The organism is Moraxella sp. VT-16-12, assembly GCF_002224245.2.
Lineage (GTDB): Bacteria > Pseudomonadota > Gammaproteobacteria > Pseudomonadales > Moraxellaceae > Moraxella.
In genome coordinates this window covers 1-18,148 of sequence record NZ_NKHK02000013.1, presented here as the reverse complement: position 1 = coordinate 18,148, position 18,148 = coordinate 1, and the positions used below count along the sequence as shown (strand labels likewise).

Genomic DNA, 18,148 nt, shown 5'->3' with positions numbered 1-18,148 from the left:
TGCAGGTTGTCTATTTTTTAGCGACTGATGGCAGAGCGATTGATTTTTACCTGATGTGTGTCGTTAAGATAAGCCAAATAGTCAGCCAACTGGTCTTGACCTGCATTCGCCCGAATCATCAAAGACGCTTGCAGACGCTGTGCTGTGCCCAGCTGACTTTCATTGACGGTGCTGATGGGTGAACCAACAAGCACGCTTGCCCCATCATCGCTTTGTACCGCCCAAACGCTCAGTGTATCAGCATTGTGATTGAACAAACCTGATTTTTCAGCAGGGTTTAATGAACTGCTTTGCATATTGACCACGCCAAGCTTTGTGGCGGTGCTGATTAAACTTTGTGGATTTGCTTTGGCATCATTTGCTTTGGCGTTGGCAGTCTCAAAAGCAAGCTGACTGGCTTTTTGTTTGGTTAGTGTTGCCACAATCAAAGGACGAGCTTCATCTTGGCTAAGCGGCTGGCTTGGTACATGATGGCTTGGCTGTATCCAAATCACCCTATCGCCAACTTTTAAATGCGGGCTGACGGACTGTTCAGCGATTAAAGTCTCATCAAAAGCTCTTGACACCACCAACGGCATGGAAAGCTCGGTGGTGTTGTTTTGTGCTGGATAGTCTTTGATGGTGCTGACAGATAAATTGACTTCTTTGGCAATGTCTGTTATCCCCATGCTATCTACCGCCATGCCATCAATCTTGGCAATCAACTCATCAATGGTATTTTGACGTTTGCGAGCTTGGGCTTGTTTGATGATGTCATCTTTTAAACTGTCAAAACTTGGGGCTTGACCTTTATTTAATACCTTAAAAATATGATAGCCAAACACCGTCTGCACAGGCTCACTGATCGCCCCTACGTCCATTTTTTCAATCACCGCTTGCACGGTGGTGGCATCTGCTCCAAATACAACAGGATTAAATGTACCAATCGCACCACCGCTTTGACCGCTTGGGTCATCTGAATGGCTTTTTGCCAAACTCTCAAAACTCTCGCCTGCATTAAGTTTGTCTTTGATTTGCGTGGCACGATTTTCGGCATCATCGCCTGTGATTAAAATTTGGGCAAGTTCGCTTTTTGTTGCCAAACCCTGCTCTTGAATATAAGTCTGATACTCTGCTTGTAGTTCATCATCGGTAGGGGCAGGCACGGTGATGTTATCAGGATTTAGAGTAAGATAAGACAACTCCACCGTTTCAGGTTTGATAAGTTTGGCTTGGTTGGCAGTATAATAACTGGCAATTTCATCATCACTGACGGATACTTTATCTGCAAAATCCTGCCAAGGATAACGCACCACCCACACTTCACGACTTTTGGTTTGTAAATCAATGAGTTTGGCGATGTCATTATCACCATAAATGGCGGTTTGTAGGATACTGGCTGTAAGCTGACGCAAGCCTAACTGTGTACGAAAATTGGCAAACAAAACATCTTTGGTCAAGCGGTTTTGTTGTAAATAACTGGCAAATTTATCGTTGGAGAATTGACCGTTTTCATCATGAAAAGTCGGCTCGGCTTGCAGCAATCTGGTGATGGCTTCATCAGAGACTGTCAAGCCCAAAAAATCCGCTTGGTTTTGTAGTAAAGCACGGTCAATCATGCCTTGTAGCACATTATCGGCAAGCACTTTGTCATTAATCAAACTGGCATCTACACTTTGGAGCAGCTCTTGTTTTTGAGCATTTAGTTCATTATTATAGCTGTCCAAACTGATGGACGTGTCTCCCACTTTAACCACTTCATTAGCAGCAATACCGCCACCATTAAAGGTTTGCACCCCCAAAAATGCCATCGGAGCTAATACCAACAACAAAACCAACTTACCCAGCCAGCTTTGCATAAATTCTCGTATTTTTTCCATAGAAAACCGTTTTTTAAAATCTTTTGACAAAATCCCTATGATACGCCATTTTTAACAAATTGACAAAATTTTTTTATAAAAAAGCACACCCCCAATCACGAAGGTGTGCTTTTGGTCAATCAAGACTTATTTTTTGGCTTTTTTAGCCTTGGTTTCTTTGGCTTTTGGTGCAGGGTTTACCGCATCTTTTAGACCTTTGCCTGCTTTGAAGCTAGGAACTTTGCTGGCAGCGATTTGTAGCGTTTCGCCTGTTTGTGGGTTGCGACCTGTGCGAGCAGCACGCTCTTTTACGCTAAACGTACCAAAACCAACAAGCACCACGTCATCGTTACGCTCCAACGCACCTTGTACGCTGGCAGTAAAGGCATTTAGGGCTTTGGTGGCTTGCTCTTTGGTAAGACCTGCTTCACTGGCGATGGCATCAACCAATTCTGATTTGTTCATGATGATTCCTCATGGTATAGCACCCCATCTGGGGGCAAATTTTAGAAAATCTATCCCACCAACAATCTGGTAAAATAGGCAGTTAAAAATAGGGGGCGATACGCTAAAAAACCAATAGCAATCCCAACCTTTGTGCATTGTAAGAGTAAGAGTTACGTTTGGCAAGGGGTTTGGGTGATTTTTTTGAGTTTTTTTACAAAATTCTTATTAAAAAGCGAAATATTTATGATAATTCCCTTGATTTGCCAAAAATTTTTGGGTGAATGGTTTACTTTTGGGGCAGATGACTTTATTATTAAGTGAATTTGCTTTTGGATTAATTATGACAGAATTACCAACCAACGCCACCCCACAAAAACAGGCCAGCACTTTTTCTCATGGTTTTTTAAATGTCTTATTGGTGTTTTTAGAATCCGCCATCACTTTGGTGTTACGTTTTGACCCCAAACTGCGTGAGCTTGCTTATCCGCTTGCCAGTAAAGAGATTGTGGTGTGTATTCGCACTTATTTGCCCCACATGCAAATTTATGTAACCTTTGGCTTTCGGGGGATTTTGCTTGATGACCGACTGCCACCAAATAAATCTCACGCCGACATCATGGTCAATGCTTATAGTTTTCAGCTACTTAGTGTTTTAAAAAGCCACAGCCAAAGCTCTGTTGATGCCTTACAAATCAGGGGAGAACAGGCAGATGTGGCAGAATTTAAAGCGTTTTTGGTTCAGCTTGGCATAGGTGGTGCCATACAAAATCTACTACAAAAATTCAAAGGCGACCCTGCCCCCACCCCCCAAGAACGTGAACAAAAACAAGAAAAGTACAAAGCCAAAATTGCTCAGCTTGAAAGTCAGCTTAGCACCCTAACAACCGAAAACGCACGCTTAAACACTGCCTTAGCAGAGATGACTGGCAAACAAAAATCCACCAAAATCGCACTCATCATCATGTCTATTGTGGCAGTTGTGGCGATAATTTGTGTTTTTGCATTTTAAAAGAACAACCAAGGGCGTAAGATACGTCCTTTTTTGGCTGATTTACCCATGATATTCGCCACTAAAAATCACCAAAAATCCCATCACTTATCGCTCATTTAGCAAAAAATATTTGCCTAGCACCCCAAATTTCATGTATCATTAGCCTATTTTTAGACCCAAAAAGCAGGCAGCCATGACCAATCAAACACCCAAACAATCAAACACCCACCTAGACACCAACCAAATCCAAGATTTACGCCACAAAATTGATGGCATTGATGAACAAATTCAAACACTTATCAATGAGCGTGCCTGTATCGCCCAACAAGTCGCCATCGCCAAAAAAGACAACGAAAACCACCCCATTTTTTATCGCCCTGAACGTGAAGCCCAAGTGCTAAAAGCCGTCATGGCTCGTAATACTGGACCACTTAGCGGTGAAAAAATGGCACGATTGTTCCGTGAGATTATGTCTGTTTGTTTGGAATTAGAAGCCCCACAAAAAGTCGCTTTTTTAGGACCTGTTGGCACATTTACCCACGCTGCTGCTCTAAAACACTTTGGTAAAGCCGCCACTGCCACGCCACTGGCAACCATCACAGACGTGTTTCGTGAAGTGGAAGCAGGCTCGGCAATGTATGGTGTTGTGCCAGTAGAAAACTCATCAGAAGGCGTGGTCAATCACACACTAGATGCCTTTTTAAGCTCAAATTTAAACATCATCGGCGAAGTGGAATTGCCCATTCATCACAATTTTTTGGTGGCAGAGCATACCAAAGTAGATAGCCTGAGCCGAATTTATAGCCATCAGCAGTCTTTGGCGCAATGTCGCCATTGGCTTGATGTCAATTTTCCCAATGTAGAACGCGTAGCGGTTGCCAGTAACGGTGAAGCTGCCAAACGCTTGCAAAATGAATGGCACTCTGCCGCCATTGCAGGGGACGTGGCGGTTGCCGAATATGGGCTGCACAAACTGTACGAAAACATAGAAGACAACCCAAACAACACCACCCGCTTTTTAATCATCGGGCACGAATCTGTTGCCCCCAGCGGACACGATAAAACGTCGATTGTGGTATCTAGCCCAGACCGTGCAGGAGCGTTGATTGAGATTTTAGAACCGCTCAAACGCCACAACGTCTCCATGACCAGCATTGAGACTCGTCCAGAGCGACCTAATAAATGGGCGTATGTGTTTTTTATTGACATGACAGGACACATCAATGATGACAATGTCAAAACCGCCATTGATGAAATCGCTACCATCGCCAAAGACGTGCGAGTGCTAGGTTCTTATCCTAAGGCGGTTTTATAAATTGTAGTGGTATTGTCAGTTATTATTTTACAACCGTTTACGGTAAAAATATTGATTGGCAATACCGTATTTATTCTTTTAAAGATGTGTTAAGTGTGCCAAATTGATAGGGAAAGTTTTATGAATAAATCTGATTTGCCAATGCCTTTGCAAACTTTGCTAGATATTTCTAAGGTAAACTGCGTCAAAATCAAATTGTCCAAACAAGACAATGATTTTGTACCAAGTTTAACCAGTAAAATCAGTGGCATGGGCTATTTGCCCGCAGGCGAGCGGTATCCTGTCAAAACAGATGGCACGCCACTTGTGCTACTGGCTCAGCTAAATTTTAGACAAATCGCCAATCAGGTGGATATAAGCCAACTGCCACACCCCTTGCCAAAACAAGGTATTTTGCAGATTTATATTGATGGCAAAGACGATGATTATTTGTATGGCTGTAATTTTGATGATTACTTGCCCCATGATGGTTATCAGATGCGGTTTTGGCAAGACGACAGTTTGCCATTAAATATTGATGAATTAAATAAAGTTGGCGAGCAGTTAAAACATCTTGATACTGACTGCCTACCCTTTGATTTTAATTGTCAATATGATATGAATTTTGTGTTACATGAGCAATCATGTGGCACAAACTGCTTTGAATACAGTGCCATTGCTGACACCATTGAGCCATTAAAAGGCAATGACATTTGGAATTATTTGGAAGAAACGCTAGATGTGGACGACCCTGATGAGCATTTAGAGTGTTATGATGAGCTGTCAGGCAACAGTTATGGACAACATTTGATACTCGGCTATCCTTATTTTACCCAAACCGACCCCCGAGAATATAACGAGCAGTTGCAAAAACATGTTTTGCTGTTTCAAATAGACACCGATGATGATAATGACATCATGTGGGGTGATGCTGGCGTGGCGAACTTTTTTATCCACCCTGATGACCTAAAAAATCAAGATTTTAGTAAGCTGATTTATAATTGGGACTGCTGTTGATGGGCGATACGGTGCTTTTTAAAAAAACAGCCATCATTGGTTTGGGACTGATTGGGTCAAGCATTTTATCTGCCATGCGTGATAGGGGTTTGACTCAGACGATTGTTGCCACCGATACCGACCCATCAAGCCTAAACTTTGCCAAAAAGGTAGGGCTGATAGATGAGATTGCCCCTGATATAGACAGCCTTTGCCAAACAGATGTGGATTTGTTTATCATCGCCACGCCCACTCGTGCCACATCCGCCATCATTTACCAGCTTGCTTGCGCCAAAGCAGATGGCAACATCGCCAATACCGCCATCATCACAGACGTTGCCAGTACCAAAATGAGCATTTATCAGGCGGTGCTAGGGGCTTGTGAGCAGAACAATCAGCCATCAGATTGGCTAAATTTTGTGCTATCGCACCCCATTGCCGGAGCAGAAAATTCTGGCGTACACGCACGCAATCCACGGCTGTTTGTGGGGCGACAGTTTATCGTTTGTACAGACAACCCACCCACCGCCAAAGCACATTTTATCCAAAAAATCAAAATCTTATGGGAGCGTATTGGTGCTAATGTCATCATCATGAACAGCCAAAGACATGATGAAATTTTGGCTTATACCAGTCATCTGCCACATTTGTTGTCCTTTAATTTGACCTATCAGCTGGCCAGCCATGATGATAATTTGGACATTTTTCGCTATGCAGCAGGTGGTTTTGCTGATTTTAGCCGCATTTCGGCAAGCAGTCCTGTGATGTGGCATGATATTTTTATGGACAACAAACACGCTTTGTTAAAATCGCTGGATGAATACGAAGCCAATTTGGCCACTTTTCGCCAGTTGATTGAGCAAGAAGACTCTGTCAAACTGATAGAATATCTGACCACGGCACGCCATGCACGCCGTCATTTTGGGCATATGCTCGCCCAAGCACAACTGCACAAAGCCACTCACAACCCCCATTTACCAAGAGAAAATGCCATGACCGACCAAACACAACGCTACCACATCACGCCAAGTCAAGCCATCCATGGCACGATTACTGTGCCAGGGGACAAATCCATTTCGCACCGCTCTATCATGCTGGGGTCTCTGGCGGATGGCATTACTCATGTGTCAGGCTTTTTAGAAGGCGAAGACGCCCTAGCGACTTTGCAAGCCTTTAAAGACATGGGCGTACGCATTGAACGTGATGGCGACAAAGTTACCATTTATGGAGTAGGGGTGGACGGCTTACAAGCCCCAAAAGACGCTTTGTACATGGGGAACTCTGGCACAAGTATGCGACTTTTGGCAGGGATTTTGTCCGCCCAAGCCTTTGATAGCGTGATGACAGGCGATGTCAGCTTATCCAAACGTCCCATGGAGCGAGTGGCAAAACCGCTTAGACAAATGGGAGCGGTCATTCAGACCACTGGCGAAAAAGGCACCGCCCCCATTTCCATCACAGGGGGTCAAAAACTAAGCGGCATTGAGTACGCTTTGCCAGTTGCGTCCGCCCAAATCAAATCTTGTCTGATACTAGCAAGCCTATGGGCAAATGGCACAACCACCATCATTGAACCTGAAATCAGCCGAGACCATACCGAGCGTATGCTGACCGCCTTTGGTTATCCTGTCAATACCGATGGCAACAAAATCTCCATCACAGGGGGTGGGCGACTGACTGCCACAGACATTACCGTGCCAGCGGACATTTCTAGTGCGGCATTTTTTATGGTACTGGGTGCAATCGGTGGCGGTGAAGGCTTGACCATTTGTCAGGTTGGCATGAATCCCACTCGCACTGGCGTGATTGATATTTTAAAATTGATGGGAGCAAACATCAGTGTGTCTAATGAAACGGTGGTAGGCGGCGAGCCAATCGCGGATATTACTGTAAAACCGTCTGATTTGGTGGGTATTGACATTCCAGAACATCTTGTACCACTTGCCATTGATGAGTTTCCGGTGCTGTTTGTGGCGGCAAGCTGTGCCACAGGCACCACCAAACTGACCGGAGCAAAAGAGCTGCGGGTTAAAGAATCTGATCGCATACAGGTCATGGCAGACGGACTTGGCACACTTGGCATTGATTGTACAGTCTTAGAAGATGGCATCATCATTGACGGCAAAGGTGTGGCAGGTGAGCGTAACGCAGTGTTTGGTGGCGGACACATTGACAGTCATCATGACCACCGTATCGCCATGAGTTTTGCGGTTGCCAGTAGCCGAGCTACTGACGAGATTGTGATTCATGGCACACAAACGGTGGCAACCAGTTTTCCTAATTTTGCACAGCTGGCTGGTGAGGTGGGGCTAAATATTAGCATTGAGCAGGGCGAATGAGCCAGCAGGGTATCGCCACCACACCAAAAGGACTCATCATCGCCCTAACAGCCTTTTTGATATGGGGGAACTTTCCTTTATATTTTAAACTGTTATCAGGCTATAATGCGGTAGAAATCATCGCCCATCGGGTGATTTGGACTTTTTTGCTACTATTGGGCTTGATGGTGGTAGCAAGGCGATGGGTGTGGGTGGCAAAGGTTAAACAAAACCCCAAATGGCTTGTGCTGACTTTTGTGGCTGCCTTACTCATTGGCACAAACTGGCTGGTCTATGTGTGGGCGGTAACACATAATCAGGTGTTAGAGGCCAGCTTGGGATACTTTATCCATCCTTTGGTGGGTGTGGCATTGTCTATGCTTGTCTTTAAAGAGAAACTGCGTATTTTACAAAAAATCGCTGTCAGCTTGGCTTTGTTGGCTGTCGCCATGCAGATTATATGGTTAGGAGGGCTGCCATGGGTGAGCTTGGCATTGCCTTTATCGTTCGCCTTTTATGGAGTGATACAGCGATATACGCCCTTTGATGCGGTTGATGGCTTGTTTATAGAGATAGCACTGCTTATGCCTTTGTGTGTATTATGGCTGTGCTTTGCAGGTGTGGCAAGTTCGTCTTTGAGTTTGTGGGTGTCGTCTGAAATTTGGCTACTTGCATTGGCAGGACCGATTACGCTTGTCCCACTACTGCTTTATAACATCTCAACCAAACTGGTGCAATTTAATACCTTATCTTTTTTAAATTATTTAACGCCCAGTATCGTGTTTTTGCTGGCGGTGTTTTATTATCATGAGCCGATAGATGGACAGCGTTTGATGATTTTTGGACTGATTTGGGCAGGACTTGCCATATTTAGCATGGACATGGTCAAACACCGCAAACGAGCAGCCCAATAAACTGATACACAAAGCATGAATATGAATGACATTGTTTTTATTAAAGACTTACAAATCAATACCTTAATAGGTGTTTATAGTTGGGAGCGAGCCATCAAACAGCAACTGCTCATCAGCTGTGAGATGGTTTGTGATATGAAAAAAGCCGCCCAAAGTGATGATGTTGCCTTTGCCATCAACTACAAAACCGTTTGCGAAGACATAGAAAGACTGTGCCATGACATGAAAGCCAAATTATTAGAAAAATTGGCCGAAGACATCTGTGCTTATATTTTGGCAAATTATCCTTGTCAGGCCATCACGCTCACCATCAATAAACCCAATGCCATCAAACAAGCTGGTGGTGTGGGTGTAAAAATGACTCGTGCCAAATCATCATGAGTTTTGCTGATACAAACATCACAAAAGCCATCATCGCCTTAGGTAGCAATCTTAGTGATGACACAGCACGACAACACGCCTTTGACACCACCTTAGACGCCCTAAGTAATTTAGGTGAAATCAAGGTCTCATCGGTGGTTGTGGGCAAAGATTTTACAGCTAAGACAGAGCATATTTATCATAATTGGGTGGTATCTGTGGCATTAGCCCAAAAGACAGATGACAAAACACTCAAACAGACATTAAAAGACATTGAGCGTATTTGTGGTCGTGGTGATAAACATCAAGCCGTACCGATGGATTTGGATTTGTTGGCGTATTATGATGAAAGATGGATAATTGTCAAAAAAAGACTGCCTTTTAAAGAACATGAAAAAAAAGGACTGCTGATGATTGCACCATTTTTGTTGTCCCACCCATAATTTCACCATCACAGACCGCTTACCTGACACTTTTTAGCATGACACATTTATGACCACGCCCACTAATCCCAACCAAGGCTCATTTTTTGGGTCATTTTATATGGTCTTGGCAAGCCTTGCTTTTGCTCTGATGCTCGTATTTATCAAGCTATCTGGGCAAAAGTTTGGCATGAGTACTTACGAAATTACCTTTTGGCGAGTGGCATTTTCTTTGGTGGTGCTGGGTGGATTTTCATGGATAAAGGGGCGAGATTTTCGCACTCGTTATCCAAAAGAGCACTTTTGGCGGTCGCTGGCAGGCTCTGTCGCCCTACTGATGAATTTTTATGTGGTGCTACATCTGCCGCTTGCCACTGCCAGCACTCTGCAAAACACTTCGGCGATATTTTTGGGCTTATTATCCATCACCATCCTAAAACAAAAACCCAATAAAATCACATGGTTTTCGCTGATTTTAGGCTTTGTTGGCGTGGTGATTTTGTTAAAACCCACCACAGGGGGCGACACTTTTGCCATGCTCATGGGGCTGATGAGTGGGGCAATTAGCGGTTATGCCTATTTGCAAGTGCGAGAATTAAGCCTACTTGGTGAGCCTGCTTGGCGGATTGTGTTTTATTTTTCCTTACTTTCCACCATCATCTCAGGAGTATTGGCATGGTGGTTTGGGTTTCGCGCCCTAAGTTTTGACAGCTTGCCATACATCATCGGTGTGGGCGTTACCGCACTTTTGGGGCAGCTTTTGATGACTTATGCTTATCAAGTGGGGCGTAAATTTATGGTGGCGACATTGTCTTATATGACGGTGGTGTTTGCATTGGTGTTTGGCATTGTGCTGTTTGATGAAGTACTCAGCTGGCAGGTGTTACTAGGCATTGGTATCATTGTGCTAAGCGGGATTTTAAGTGGCAAAAAATGAGAAAGCGTGGGATTTTAAAACACACAAAATTTTGCTATAATTTTTATTTTAAATAAAATTATGACCACTTTTAAAGACCTACTCTCCAAAGACTTACGCACCAAGCTCAAAGACATGACCGGCAAACAGTCCACCACAGCCGACACAGATGGTGGCGATAAGCCCACCACAGTTGCCATCATGGGCAAAAAAGAAGTCGCCAAACACGTCAAACGCTTAAACAGTCAGCTCATTGATGATGATAAAGTGCTCTTTATGCAAGCGATGAGTGGTGTTACCCCCTTAAAGCATGAAAAATCAGTCATCGCTCGCCCCACCAAAGACAGCAATGCCCTTTATCGCCGTGCCAATGCCACAGGAGCAGATACTGCTGATGACACAAATTTATCAGACATGCAAGCTCTGCTCAACCCTGTCTCAGGCGAAGCGTTTTTGAGTTACAAACAGCCCACACTTCAAAACAAAATTTTTGAACAACTCAAACAAGGCAAACTGCGTTGGTATGATGCGGTGGATTTGCACGGTTCTAGCATTGATGAAGCACGAGAAGCCGTTTTGGCACTCATTCACCACGCCAAGAAAAACAACGAAACGGTGGTAAAAATCGTCCACGGCAAAGGCACAGATGCTCTTATTAAAACATGTGTCAATGGTTGGTTACGCCAAATGCCTGACGTACTGGCATTTGTCTCCGCCCCAGTGTCTGATGGCGGTAATGGTGCGGTGCTTGTTTTAATCAAGCGCCAAAAGCTGGATTCATCTGTTTTATAAAATTTGTGCTATAATAGCAAAAAACTCAGCAACTTTCGCCATGACCAAGACAGCCACCCCAAAAACCACGCCCACCCCCCAAAAATGGTACAAAAACTACATGATAACCGTTTTTGTGATTGGATTGCCTGCGTTTGTGGTGGTGGCGTGTGTCTTTTTTGTGATTTTTGCCGTCAAACATAAAGACGCCACCGTTCGTGATGACTGGTACATGGACAGCAAAGCACTCTATCAAGACGCATCAAAAGACCAGATGGCTCATGATTTGGGCATTAGTGGCATATTACGTTTTAGTGGTGATGATGTGGTGTTTGAACTCAACCACAAAGATGGTACAGCACCCACCTATCCTACCACTTTATCAGTAAGCATCTCACACGCCACCGACAAAAGCAAAGACAGAGATTTGACCTTAGCTCACAGCAAAGACAACATCTATACAGGCAAAGTTACGCTTGACCCCCTGCCTTCTAAATACTATCTGCACATCAATAGTGATGATGGCTGGCGATTGACCCAGACCCAAAAACTTCCTGCTCAAAATGTGCCATTTAGCCCCTTATCAGCATTTGATGAAGCCAATCTCACCCTACCTGACCAACGCCACAAACGCCATCTTGAAAACACCAACACCCAATAAAAAAAAATGCTCTAAATAGAGCATTTATGGCTAACATCAAAACAATCAAGTGATAATCTCTACCGCTCCGTGGTCATCGCAATGGTCGCCATGTTGGTAATGTAAACGCCCATCTACGATATAGCACACATGGTCGCCGTGCGGTACTGCTTCATGACCACAGCCTTCGCCATGTACATGGTCTTGACAATGGTGAGCGTGGTTGCATTCAGCAGGATTTTGTTCGCTTATTTCTAGGACGTGCTCATCAACATGGTCGCCATGCACATGGTGTAAATGTCCATCATGCAAATAATCCACATGGTCGCCATGACGAATGGCGGTGTGTCCACAGTCTTTGCCGTGGACATGGTCATGATTTTGGTGAATGGTGCAACTCATCACAAACTCGCTTATTTCAAAAAGTAAATGCTGATAATCATTTATAATAAAACTTTTTGGCGTGCTTGTAAAGAATTATTTTATGTAACTCTTTGTTTTTTATGATAATTTTAATAGTATAACATTGCAAAAATACCCAATAAAGGGCATTTTTGCTGTTGTATGACTGACAAATATGATTAAAAATCAATCATTTTTAGCGGAATTTGGGGCTGCACTTAAACTTTTGGCAATCCCCATCATCTCCACAAGTTCATCTCGTATGCCATCTGTGTCTGCTCCCTTGGCAGATTTTGCCAAAACCGCCAAATCATCGTAACTGACACCGCCAGCGTATTTACCACCACGAAGTAGCTCGGCAAAACCTGCCGCCGCCACGGCAAAACGTGTGTCATCATCAGCTTGTTTAAACGGAACGTAAGATTTAGATAGCACCGCTTGATTTAGCTCTTGACTACTTGATTGATTTGGTAGCTTATAGCGAATGGCAACATTGGCATACTCTTTGCGATTACCCCCTTTGACTTGTGGAGCAGTGCTATAACGTTTCTCAGCAAGATAGCCGTCTACACCCACAGGAACAATCTCATATAACGCCGTAACGCTATGACCTGCTCCGATATCGCCTGCGTCCACATTGTCATTTTTGAAGTCTTCTTCATTTAATTGGCGATTTTCATAACCTATCAGGCGGTATTCGCTGACATTGGTTGGGTTAAATTCCACTTGCACCTTAACATCTTGGGCAATGGTCGCCAGCGTGCTGGTTAGTTGGCGGTTTAGCACTTTTTTGGCTTCTTTGTCGCTGTCAATATAGCTATAATTACCATCGCCTGCGTCCGCCAACTGCTCCATCAAATGCTCATCATAATTGCCCGTACCAAAGCCAAAGGTAGAAAGCGACACGCCTGATTTGCGTTTTTGGGCGACCATGTCTTTTAGGGTATTAAAATCGGTAATCCCCACATTAAAATCGCCATCAGTCATGAGTAAAATGCGGTTGATGCCATTTGCCTTAAAATGCTTGGTCGCTTCGGTATAAGCCATCTGTATCGCTCGCTCACCTGATGTCGCCCCGCCAGCATTGAGACCATTGATGACTTGTAGGATTTTTTCTTTACCTTGGGTGGTGGCATAAGTGGCAGGCAAAGCCAAAGTCTCCCCACTGGCATAAGTAATGATACTGATACTGTCTGTATCTCGTAATTGCTTTGTCAGCATTCTTAGCGTGTCTTTTACCAAAGGCAATTTATCAGGGCTATCCATACTGCCTGACACGTCCACCAAAAACACCAAATTGGCAGGTGGCAAAGCTTGTTTAGTGGTTTCTTTGCCTTTGATGGCGATTTTGATGAGCTTGGCATTCGCCTTAAAAGGTGAATCAGTCAGCACCGTATGCACAGCAAAGGGCTTACCATCAGTGGGCTGTGGGTAATGATAGCTAAAATAATTTATCATCTCTTCATGACGCACCGCTCCTGATGGTGGTAAACGCCCATCACGCTTTAAAAACCGCCGAACATTGGCATAACTGCCTGTATCTACGTCCACGCTAAATGTGGAAATGGGATTGGTGGCGACAGATTGTACAGGATTAGGGTCTAAATGTTGGTATTTTTCTGTATTTTGTATGGGTTTTTGTGTGTGTTCACTTTGTGCATAACGCATAATCATTGAAGGTGGGGGCATGGCTTGTTCTGCCATTGCCACTTCCATGTTTTTGTCTGCCACATAATCGCCAGTGGCCATAGGCGTGGCACTTTCTTGAATATTTTGTGGTTTGGAGCACGCTGCAAGTAACAATGTCAGCATACTAACTGCCAATAATGATTTTTTCATTACATTCTCCTTTGGTGAAACCCAATACCAACTTTATCATATAAAAAACAGATGTTAACATCAATGACTGATAACAACTTGTAACAAAACTTAGGTTGAATTGTTTAACTCTTAGTCAGTAAGTTCAATAAAGACCAACTCTGGACGATTAAACATCCTTGGTATTTTGGTGCTTTCTCGTGCCAAACCCCGACTGACGATAAATTTTTGGCGGTCAAATTCATACAATCCGCCTGCATATTTGGGAAACAATCCTTGATTGGGAGCATACACCCCATTCACCAAAAACGGCACTCGCCACTGTCCGCCATGAGCATGACCTGCCAGTATCACATCAAAAGGATGTTGTTGATATTTATCAATATACTCTGGGCGGTGGGTCAGCAGGATATTGACATTACTTGGATTTAATTGCTGGACAACCGCTCCCAAATCCTTGTCAAAACTCCCACCATCTGGGTCAGACACACCATAAACACGCACATTACTGTTTGGGATTTGTACAGATTGACCATGTAAAATGGTAACGCCATGCTCAGTGATACGCCTTAACACTTCGTCATAGTCTGATTTAGGTAGCCAGTTTTCGTGATTGCCATCCACATAATAGGTCGGAGCGATGGCAGGAAGCTGAGTAAGCAATTTATCAGCATTATCAAAGGGCAATTGGTCATCATAAATGTCCCCGCCAAGCAGTATCACATCAGGCTGTCTTTTGTGCAAAATATCAATGAGCCAGTGCTGATTATCACCATAATAACACGAATGCAAATCGGTGATTAACGCCATGCTCAACTTACCATCGCCCTGATAGCCCACATCATCAAAACGATAATCCACCACCTTTAATAGGTTGCTATAAATGATGATAAAAACAAGCACAAACAACACAATCAGCCGTTTAATAATGGCTTTTTGATGTTTTTTCATCAATGCTGTTATCATTGCCAAATGACCCAATCAGGGCAACAGTCGCTGTCTTGACCAAGTATCACCCTGTTTTGTATAAACAAGGCGGTCGTGCATGCGATTGGCTCGCCCTTGCCAAAATTCAATCTTATCCACCATCAAGCAATAACCGCCCCAAAACTTAGGCTTAGGTATGCTCTCGCCAAATTGTGCTGTATAGTCCAAAAAGCCTTGCTCCATCACCGCACGGCTGTCCACCACGCCACTTTGGGGACGACTCACCCAGGCAGCAAGCTGACTGTCTTTGGGGCGTGATTGATAATAACTTTCTGATTTTTCATCGGATAACTTAACCACACGTCCAGATGCTCGCACTTGTCGCTCTAAGCTCGCCCAAAAAAACAAGGCTTCGGCAAAAGGATTATCTACCAAATCCTGCCCCTTTTGGCTGTCATAATTGCTATAAAAAATCATCTGTATGTCATCGCCAACTGGCACAATCTCACGCATGAGTAGCGTGCGTACAGACGGACGCATATCTGCCCCACAGGTCGCTAGACTAAACGCATAAGCTTCGCCAATCTGCTCTGCAACGGCATCATGTATCCAAGTTTGGAGCAGTGGATAGGGCGTATTTGGGGCATTGGTTTCTATCAATTCGTCTTTTTCATAAGACAATCGTTTGGCACTAAAATCAATAGACATAGATCTACCTTTTAAAAAATCAATTTATAAAACCTTTTGATAGACTTTATGATAAAATTGCAAAAAATCCTGATGAGCAAATATCACCGTTAATTTATCATCAGCCAATACCGCCTTAAAATACGGCTCATGGTCATCACTATAAAACAGCCATTCATCACCCACCTGACACCAATCACCACTAAAACCTACCACACCATACATCGGCAACTCATCGCCTGTCCATTGCCAATGAAAACTTTGATAATCGCCATGACGATATAGGGTTAATTTCTCTTGGTCGCTGACAAATAGGGCATAACGACAAAAGCGTGATGTCCGCCAAACATCTATGATAAGAGCAGGCAGGCCTATCATCAGCATCAGCGTGCCAACGTCCAAAAATACCAACAGCCACAGCCACATGGGTGGATTTGACCAATCTAGCATGGCTGACACAAAAAACACCAAGCCTAAAAAAGGTGCAACAGAAATGTGGCGTTCTTGGCTGGATTTTAGTACGCTGATGGCATTATAAATGGCAATCAGGGCAAATAAGCCAAAACCAATTATGCTAATAATTGGCATAGTTAAAGTCCATTATGATTGAGCGTGTTAATTAACCAAGCACCGATTTGACTTTATCCGCCAACCACTCTGCCATATTTTTGGCAACACTGCCGTCTTGGGCTTCCACCATCACTCTAATGACAGGTTCTGTGCCTGATTTGCGAATGAGCAGTCGCCCTGTATCGCCAAGCTCTTGTTGTGCCAGTTCAAAGGCAGATTTTAGCTCATCATTATCATAAGGGTCGCTCATTTGGGCTAGGCGAACATTGATGAGTGTTTGGGGATATGGAGCGTACCCTTGTGTCAGCTCAGAGAGCCTGCCGCCCTTTTTAACTAAAATTTCAAGCACTTGCAGCCCTGCCACGATGGCATCGCCTGTGCGAGACTTATCCAAACACAAAATATGCCCCGATGACTCCCCGCCAATGGTATAGCCATGCTTTTCTAGCTCTTGCATGACATAGCGGTCGCCCACTTTGGCACGCACAAAGGCGATGTTTTGTGATTTTAGTAGGTTTTCAAGTGCCATATTACTCATCAATGTACCCACCACACCAGCAGGCTTGACGTCTGCTCCTTGCGATAAAATGTATAAAATGGCATCACCGTCCAGTACCTTGCCTTGTTCATCCACCATGACAATACGGTCGCCATCCCCATCTAAGGCAATGCCCACGTCTGCACCATGTTCTACCACCAGTTTTTGTAGGCTCTGGGAGTGAGTTGAGCCACAATTTTCGTTGATATTTCTGCCATTTGGTTCATTGGCATGGGCAATCACAGTCGCCCCAAGCTCTTTTAGCACCCGTGGAGCAACGCTATATCCTGCCCCATTGGCACAATCCACCACCACCGTCAGCCCACGCAAATCATACTGATAAGCAAAAGTACCCTTGCAGTACTCAATGTATCGCCCCTTAGCATCATCAATGCGATAACTTTTGCCAAGTTCCGTAGGAAAATCACTCAAACGAGCCAAATCATCTTGTCCCACCAATTCATCCAACTTGGCATTGATGGCGTTTTGCAGTTCATCAGAGATTTTTTTGCCTTCGCCTGAAAAAAACTTCACGCCATTATCACCATAAGGGTTGTGGCTTGCCGAAATCACCACGCCCATATCAGCATGAAAAGAGCGAGCCAAATGAGCAATCGCTGGTGTTGGCAATGGCCCAAGCAAATGCACGTCCACACCAGCAGCATTAAAGCCTGCTTGTAGTGCTGACTCAATCACATAGCCTGACAGACGTGTGTCTTTACCAATCACCACACTGGGGCGTTTTTGTGGGTTGTCGCTGTTTTTGTTTTGCCAAACCAGCACCTGTCCTGCCCCAAAACCCAATCTCAGCAAAAAATCAGGGGTAATGGGAAAAGTACCAAACGCCCCACGAATGCCATCTGTACCAAAGTAGCTCATTTCACACCTTTTTCGTTGTTAAAATATTAGTAAAACATGAAAAAGCATACCACCAAATCCCTATCTAAAACAAGTCTTTTGTTTGTTTATTACAAAACCACTAATAACACCAATACACAAATCAAATTTCAACTCATTAAAATCGTAAAATTTGTTAATATGACAACATAAAAAGGCAACCATTGTGTAAATATCGTCTCAGGCAGCTAGTGATGGTAAGCTTATCTTTGGCGGCAAATACCTACCAAATGCTTTTATTGCAACATTGTAAACATCTGTTGATATTTTATGTGAACAACCGTATAATCCGCTCACACCTATCATCTACATGAACCCATGCCCCACCACACCGAACAACTCCCCGATTGGCTATTTTCTGACCGCTTATATGAGAACAGTTTGTTCTTTTATACATTGATT

At 43.9% G+C, this 18,148-nt stretch carries 18 protein-coding genes; 10 read left to right on the top strand and 8 right to left on the bottom strand.

The genetic code is table 11. The features are described 5' to 3' along the window. Positions 1-17 precede the first annotated feature (17 nt). Both CEW93_RS09860 and CEW93_RS09855 read right to left on the bottom strand, forming a co-directional pair. Positions 18-1,859, bottom strand: a complete 1,842-nt coding sequence (locus CEW93_RS09860) for a SurA N-terminal domain-containing protein (RefSeq protein ID WP_089539636.1) — start codon at positions 1,857-1,859, stop codon at positions 18-20. A gap of 126 nt (positions 1,860-1,985) precedes the next feature. Further along, the gene (locus CEW93_RS09855) at positions 1,986-2,303 is read right to left on the bottom strand and encodes an HU family DNA-binding protein (RefSeq protein ID WP_089539635.1); all 318 of its coding nucleotides are present in this window, start codon (positions 2,301-2,303) and stop codon (positions 1,986-1,988) included. Positions 2,304-2,625: 322 nt separating this feature from the next. Here CEW93_RS09855 and CEW93_RS09850 point away from each other — a divergent pair, with 322 nt between their 5' ends. From CEW93_RS09850 to CEW93_RS09805, 10 genes are all read left to right on the top strand, one after another. Next, entirely contained in the window at positions 2,626-3,294 is a 669-nt protein-coding gene (locus CEW93_RS09850) for a hypothetical protein (RefSeq protein ID WP_143822768.1), read from the top strand. Between the two features lie 175 nt (positions 3,295-3,469). Continuing rightward, positions 3,470-4,591 (top strand): prephenate dehydratase, encoded by a 1,122-nt coding sequence (gene pheA / locus CEW93_RS09845; protein WP_089539633.1) that lies wholly within the window; start codon positions 3,470-3,472, stop codon positions 4,589-4,591. A 120-nt stretch (positions 4,592-4,711) separates the two neighbouring features. Continuing rightward, entirely contained in the window at positions 4,712-5,587 is an 876-nt protein-coding gene (locus CEW93_RS09840; protein WP_089539632.1) for a YwqG family protein, read from the top strand. Continuing rightward, the gene (locus tag CEW93_RS09835; RefSeq protein WP_089539631.1) at positions 5,587-7,905 is read left to right on the top strand and encodes a bifunctional prephenate dehydrogenase/3-phosphoshikimate 1-carboxyvinyltransferase; all 2,319 of its coding nucleotides are present in this window, start codon (positions 5,587-5,589) and stop codon (positions 7,903-7,905) included. The genes CEW93_RS09840 and CEW93_RS09835 overlap by 1 nt, the downstream gene beginning before the upstream one ends. Continuing rightward, positions 7,902-8,798 (top strand): EamA family transporter RarD, encoded by an 897-nt coding sequence (rarD, locus tag CEW93_RS09830; protein WP_089539630.1) that lies wholly within the window; start codon positions 7,902-7,904, stop codon positions 8,796-8,798. The genes CEW93_RS09835 and rarD overlap by 4 nt, the downstream gene beginning before the upstream one ends. 21 nt (positions 8,799-8,819) lie before the next feature. Further along, positions 8,820-9,179, top strand: a complete 360-nt coding sequence (folB, locus tag CEW93_RS09825; RefSeq protein WP_089539629.1) for a dihydroneopterin aldolase — start codon at positions 8,820-8,822, stop codon at positions 9,177-9,179. Then, positions 9,176-9,601: a 2-amino-4-hydroxy-6-hydroxymethyldihydropteridine diphosphokinase gene (locus CEW93_RS09820; protein WP_089539628.1), complete on the top strand. Its 426-nt coding sequence runs from the start codon at positions 9,176-9,178 to the stop codon at positions 9,599-9,601. The genes folB and CEW93_RS09820 overlap by 4 nt, the downstream gene beginning before the upstream one ends. Before the next feature lie 49 nt (positions 9,602-9,650). Further along, positions 9,651-10,517 carry a DMT family transporter gene (locus CEW93_RS09815; RefSeq protein ID WP_089539627.1) on the top strand — a complete coding sequence of 289 codons (867 nt, stop codon included), beginning with the start codon at positions 9,651-9,653 and terminating at the stop codon, positions 10,515-10,517. Between the two features lie 60 nt (positions 10,518-10,577). Further along, positions 10,578-11,288, top strand: coding sequence for a Smr/MutS family protein (locus tag CEW93_RS09810; RefSeq protein WP_089539626.1), 711 nt, complete (start codon positions 10,578-10,580; stop codon positions 11,286-11,288). Between the two features lie 40 nt (positions 11,289-11,328). Beyond that, positions 11,329-11,928: a FixH family protein gene (locus CEW93_RS09805; protein ID WP_089539625.1), complete on the top strand. Its 600-nt coding sequence runs from the start codon at positions 11,329-11,331 to the stop codon at positions 11,926-11,928. A 45-nt stretch (positions 11,929-11,973) separates the two neighbouring features. Here the strand turns inward: CEW93_RS09805 and CEW93_RS09800 are convergent, their stop codons facing one another. The 6 genes from CEW93_RS09800 to glmM form a co-directional block, all read right to left on the bottom strand. Then, a complete protein-coding gene (locus CEW93_RS09800; protein ID WP_186727962.1) occupies positions 11,974-12,309 on the bottom strand; it encodes a hypothetical protein in 336 nt (111 codons plus the stop codon). A 186-nt stretch (positions 12,310-12,495) separates the two neighbouring features. Then, the gene (locus tag CEW93_RS09795) at positions 12,496-14,148 is read right to left on the bottom strand and encodes a VWA domain-containing protein (RefSeq protein WP_146416661.1); all 1,653 of its coding nucleotides are present in this window, start codon (positions 14,146-14,148) and stop codon (positions 12,496-12,498) included. A gap of 111 nt (positions 14,149-14,259) precedes the next feature. Further along, positions 14,260-15,078 (bottom strand): metallophosphoesterase, encoded by an 819-nt coding sequence (locus CEW93_RS09790; protein ID WP_186727961.1) that lies wholly within the window; start codon positions 15,076-15,078, stop codon positions 14,260-14,262. 30 nt (positions 15,079-15,108) lie between these two features. Beyond that, the gene (gene pdxH, locus CEW93_RS09785) at positions 15,109-15,762 is read right to left on the bottom strand and encodes a pyridoxamine 5'-phosphate oxidase (protein ID WP_089540806.1); all 654 of its coding nucleotides are present in this window, start codon (positions 15,760-15,762) and stop codon (positions 15,109-15,111) included. A gap of 24 nt (positions 15,763-15,786) precedes the next feature. Continuing rightward, positions 15,787-16,329 carry a hypothetical protein gene (locus tag CEW93_RS09780; RefSeq protein WP_089540804.1) on the bottom strand — a complete coding sequence of 181 codons (543 nt, stop codon included), beginning with the start codon at positions 16,327-16,329 and terminating at the stop codon, positions 15,787-15,789. A gap of 31 nt (positions 16,330-16,360) precedes the next feature. Then, positions 16,361-17,728, bottom strand: coding sequence for a phosphoglucosamine mutase (glmM, locus tag CEW93_RS09775; RefSeq protein WP_089540803.1), 1,368 nt, complete (start codon positions 17,726-17,728; stop codon positions 16,361-16,363). Positions 17,729-18,148: the final 420 nt, after the last annotated feature.